The sequence below is a fragment of the Oleiphilus sp. HI0117 genome (assembly GCF_001635235.1).
Genome location: NZ_LWGA01000939.1, coordinates 1 through 4203, shown reverse-complemented (window position 1 = coordinate 4203; position 4203 = coordinate 1). Strand labels below are relative to the sequence as shown.

Genomic DNA, 4203 nt, shown 5'->3' with positions numbered 1-4203 from the left:
CTGAACTGAGCGAATGAATGCCAATCTTTTAAGGCAAGTTCAGGAGAATCTTTTATGCCCATACGTTCCTGAAGTGGTGTCCCCACCAAGGCCATACCACCAAACGCCAACTTTGCCAGGCCACCGGAATTACCTTCAATATCTCGATCAACCAACGAGACACTTAGACCTTTTTCCAAGCATTCATGCGCCGCAATTAAACCCGCAATTCCAGCACCAACAATAAGTACATCACTTTTAATAGCTGCCATCTTTCTTGCCTTGTTACCAAATCAATAAACTAAACAAAGTTTGCCAAAGCTCTTTACTTAAGAGGATAGTAAAATTAGCCTAATGGCCTTAGATTGAGACATAGAAGAAATAAAACCATTCTAACAATAATAGCCCTTTACCTGGATTCCACTAGGCATGAGTGAAACCGAAGCATTTATTAGTCACCTATATCGAGCAACCAAGCGTGTTGATATTGAGTATTATCGCCAGTGGGCCCTAAACGAATTACAGTCATTTCTTGATATCGACGCTGCGATCTGGAGCACCGGACATTTAAGTACGCGCACTTTTCACACACACACAACACTTAATCTACCAACTAGTTTTCCAGACACCTTAATAGAACACATTAAAATAAATCCAATCAGCAATAGCTTGTTTGCTCATGCTGGTGAAGCTGTAGATATGGCCGATGTAATTAGCGACGGTGACTTTTATCGCTCTGAAATTTATCACTCGGTTTTTGAGCCGCATGGAATAAAACGTATTTTAAGTTCACTACACATAGCTTCAAGAAGCGGTATCTATACTCTTCTCTCTGTGTACCGCACTGACAAAGATAGAAAGTTCTCAGATAACGAAAAGAAAAGACATCAACGAGTACTATTTCATCTTATACAAGCTGCCTCTCACGCCTGCATGCTAAGCATGGAAGATAGGTCGGAGGGAGAGGAGCAGTACTACGCGATATGCGACCGTCACGGCATTTACCATGAGGTCGAAACAGAGTTTCTCGACATAGTCGATCTTTGCTTTAAAGGAAGTAAGGAATTAAATACGCAAAAGCAAATCCTTCCCTTAAAACTCCCTTTGAATGAACAACAGAGAGAAAAACAGAACTACATCTTTAGCTCTCAGCAGCTCGGAGATCTCTTCCGAATAGGCGTTCGCCAAAGAAATAAACTCGACCAGCTAACCCAAAGGGAGCTAGATGTCGTAAAAGGCGTGACCAAGGGTTTAAGCTTTAAATTAATCGCAAAACAACTCGGCCTGAGCCCATCAACAATATCAAACCATCTTTATCGTATTTATCATAAGTTAAATATTAATAGCCGTGAGCAGCTTGCTCAACTCATGGGAGACATAGAGTTAAAATAATTGCTGGTTGATGTAAGTCATTACATAGCAAACGCGCTCATGCCAAACTAGACTAAAGCTACAATAAAGGAGAATCACCAATGAGCCTATATAATAATATACTCGTCGCTTTAGAGTGCGGCAAAGACGCGCAAAAAGTGCTCAACAAAGCATCTGCACTGGCTGAACAAAATCCTTCAACCAAAATTCATTTAGTTCACGTTGTACTCGACCTGATTGTGGCTGACTGGGCAGGCAGTCCAGGCCAGATACCGCCTCCATTAGATCAAGAAGCTCTCGCACAGTCGGGTGCAGACTACCTTCGCCCCTTCATTGAAGAGGCAGGGCTGGATCCAAATAATCTAATTATGTGCTTTGGGCCACCGGCTCAACAAATCCTTAAACAGGCAGATAACCTAAATGCAGATGTCATTGTTGCAGGTAGTCATAGTCGCCACGGGTTTGAAGTACTGCTAGGCTCTACAGCTCATAAGATTTTGAACCTCGCTGAATGTGATGTACTGCTAGTGCGCTGCCCCAAGAGCTAAATAATCGAAGATGTTGATAGCAGCATCCCAATTTTGGAATGCTGTTTCTCAGCCTAGCCTTTGTGACTACCAGTCATTTTATGGCAAAGTAAGCCCTCCTTAATAAATATAAAAATGAGGAATACAATGTCATCAGCCGCGATAACCTATACAGAAACAAACCAAGCAATACCCCAAGAACGTGGACAAGTGATTCTAGGATGCCTTAACGAGTTTGCTCGAGACCCCTTGGCCTTCTTCCACCGTTTAATGTCTACCTACCCGGACATAGTGGAATTCCACATCCCTTTTAACAATATGGCGCTTGTCACAAGTGGTGACTTAAGCCACCAAATTCTTGTAAGCCAAGCAAAAAAATTTAGAAAGTCAGACCGAGACGTTGCTGTCATGGGAACCGTTTTGGGAAAGGGGCTGATAACAAACAATGACCTTGCTAATCATAAGACTCAAAGGAAATTAGTACAGCCAGGCTTCCACTTCCGTAGAATTGAGTCTTACGCTAAAACTATGAGCGATTATACAAGCAGAATGACGCAAGATTGGAAGGCGGGTAACAGGGATATTGCTGATGATATGTTCAAGCTGACAATGTATATCGTCAGCAAGACTCTGTTTGATACAGATATGGAACATATGCAAAGCAATGCAAATAATATTGGTGAAACAATGCACATCGTTCAAACGGAAACTAACAAACGGTTTCAGCAGGCTTTAGTTTTTCCTGACTGGGTTCCCACCCGAGGAAACCGTCGCTTGGTCGCTGCCAAAAAGTCATTGTACAAAACAATTAGCAGTATGATAGAAACAAGAAAGAACTCTGACTTAACAAATGCTGATAAAAAACCAGATATGATGTCAATGCTGCTCGAAGCTAAATACGAAGACGGAAGCAGCATGCCAACCGAGCTCGTGATGGATGAACTAATCACACTATTTACCGCAGGCCATGAAACAACATCAAATGCCTTAAGTTGGACATTCTACTTGCTCGCTCTGCATCCAGATATTCAGGCAAAGCTTCATGTCGAGTTAGACAGTGTTTTAAACGATCAAGACGCTCAGTTTGAACACCTAGGAGAGCTTAACTATACTGATATGGTCATTAAGGAATCAATGCGCTTGTTACCGCCAGTCTGGACGCTAAACAACCGACAAGCCAATGAAGACATTGACATAGGCTCATATCATATTCCCAAAGATAAAGTTATCTTCCTATCACCTTATGCGAACCACTTAAACCCACGTTATTTTGAAAACCCGAACCGCTTCGATCCAGAGCGTTTTTCACCAGAAAACGAGAAAAACATACCAAAGCATGTTTATATACCTTTTGGCTCGGGGCCACGAGTTTGCATCGGGCAATCATTTGCGATGATGGAAGCGAAAATAATACTTGCAACAATTATGAGAAGATTCGAAGTCGAATTAGATGAAAACAATGTGTTTGACCCTCAACCTCTCATTACGCTCTCGAATAATAAGGGCATGCAAGTTAAACTAAAAAGCCGAGATAATTAGAGACTTTGCTAATGAAAACTGCGATGGCGCGTCATATTCTTGTAAAAGATGAGCAAACTGCCAACACGATAAAACAAGCCTTGGCTAAAGGGGGTGACTTTGCAAAACTGGCGCGCAAGCACTCTAGCTGCCCTAGCAAAAAGAATGGTGGCGACTTAGGCGAAATTCGGCCTGGTGACTTAGTTAAGCCCGTTGAACAAGTAATTTTCAAAAAAGCATTAAAGACCGTTCACGGTCCAGTAAAGTCAAAATTTGGCTATCACCTGATCGAAGTTTACTTTCGAGGCTAAGATAACAACCCTCGTAAGACATTAGCACCAATATCGCCATTAGCACCGATCACCAAAACTTTCATTGTAGATCCTTATTATTCTCTTTTACCTTCCTTGCTATTTCATATGCCAGATTAGTGGTCCGCGTTGCATGCACCGGCCTGTTGGGATTCAAGATACGCTTTTACATCGTCGGCGTAACGTTCCTCAACGGGCACAAACTCACCACGTTCATCATCAAAAGCCCTTACGTCTCCGGCACCAATATCGTAGGTCCAGGCATGTAGCTGAATTTTATTGGTAGAAAGTTTGGCAGCAACATGAGGGTGGGTCTTTAAATGCTGCAACTGAAGCAAAACGTTTTCATCAATCAACATAGCCAGACGTTCATCATGGGAGCCCTCTGGCAGCTTTTCCATAACAATCTGATGCGCAGCCTTTGAGTAGCTGAGCCATTGTGTCACATGAGGAAGGTTAGTGAGCGAGTCAGGGTCCATCACGCCGGCCATTGCCCC

The 4203-nt window shown here is 42.7% G+C and carries 6 protein-coding genes; 4 read left to right on the top strand and 2 right to left on the bottom strand.

What is annotated here, in order from left to right; genetic code table 11:
* Positions 1–251, bottom strand: a 251-nt coding sequence (locus A3757_RS16830) for an FAD-dependent oxidoreductase (RefSeq protein WP_156506375.1), incomplete at its 3' end; no start/stop codon positions are given.
* A 157-nt stretch (positions 252–408) separates the two neighbouring features.
* On the opposite strand from A3757_RS16830, the gene A3757_RS16825 reads away from it, so the two are divergent.
* From A3757_RS16825 to A3757_RS16810, 4 genes are all read left to right on the top strand, one after another.
* Entirely contained in the window at positions 409–1371 is a 963-nt protein-coding gene (locus A3757_RS16825; RefSeq protein ID WP_068554653.1) for a LuxR C-terminal-related transcriptional regulator, read from the top strand.
* Between the two features lie 80 nt (positions 1372–1451).
* The gene (locus A3757_RS16820; RefSeq protein ID WP_068554655.1) at positions 1452–1898 is read left to right on the top strand and encodes a universal stress protein; all 447 of its coding nucleotides are present in this window, start codon (positions 1452–1454) and stop codon (positions 1896–1898) included.
* A 126-nt stretch (positions 1899–2024) separates the two neighbouring features.
* Entirely contained in the window at positions 2025–3416 is a 1392-nt protein-coding gene (locus A3757_RS16815) for a cytochrome P450 (protein ID WP_197470096.1), read from the top strand.
* Positions 3417–3427: 11 nt separating this feature from the next.
* Positions 3428–3706: a peptidylprolyl isomerase gene (locus tag A3757_RS16810; RefSeq protein WP_068508461.1), complete on the top strand. Its 279-nt coding sequence runs from the start codon at positions 3428–3430 to the stop codon at positions 3704–3706.
* A gap of 116 nt (positions 3707–3822) precedes the next feature.
* Here the strand turns inward: A3757_RS16810 and A3757_RS16805 are convergent.
* A partial coding sequence (locus A3757_RS16805; RefSeq protein ID WP_304439195.1) for a carbonic anhydrase occupies positions 3823–4203 on the bottom strand: 381 nt, incomplete at its 5' end.

Coding starts and splice junctions, on each gene's coding strand:
- A3757_RS16815 (WP_197470096.1), top strand. CDS start 2,025: ATGTCATCAGCCGCGATAACCTATACAGAAACAAACCAAGCAATACCC.
- A3757_RS16825 (WP_068554653.1), top strand. CDS start 409: ATGAGTGAAACCGAAGCATTTATTAGTCACCTATATCGAGCAACCAAG.
- A3757_RS16820 (WP_068554655.1), top strand. CDS start 1,452: ATGAGCCTATATAATAATATACTCGTCGCTTTAGAGTGCGGCAAAGAC.
- A3757_RS16810 (WP_068508461.1), top strand. CDS start 3,428: ATGAAAACTGCGATGGCGCGTCATATTCTTGTAAAAGATGAGCAAACT.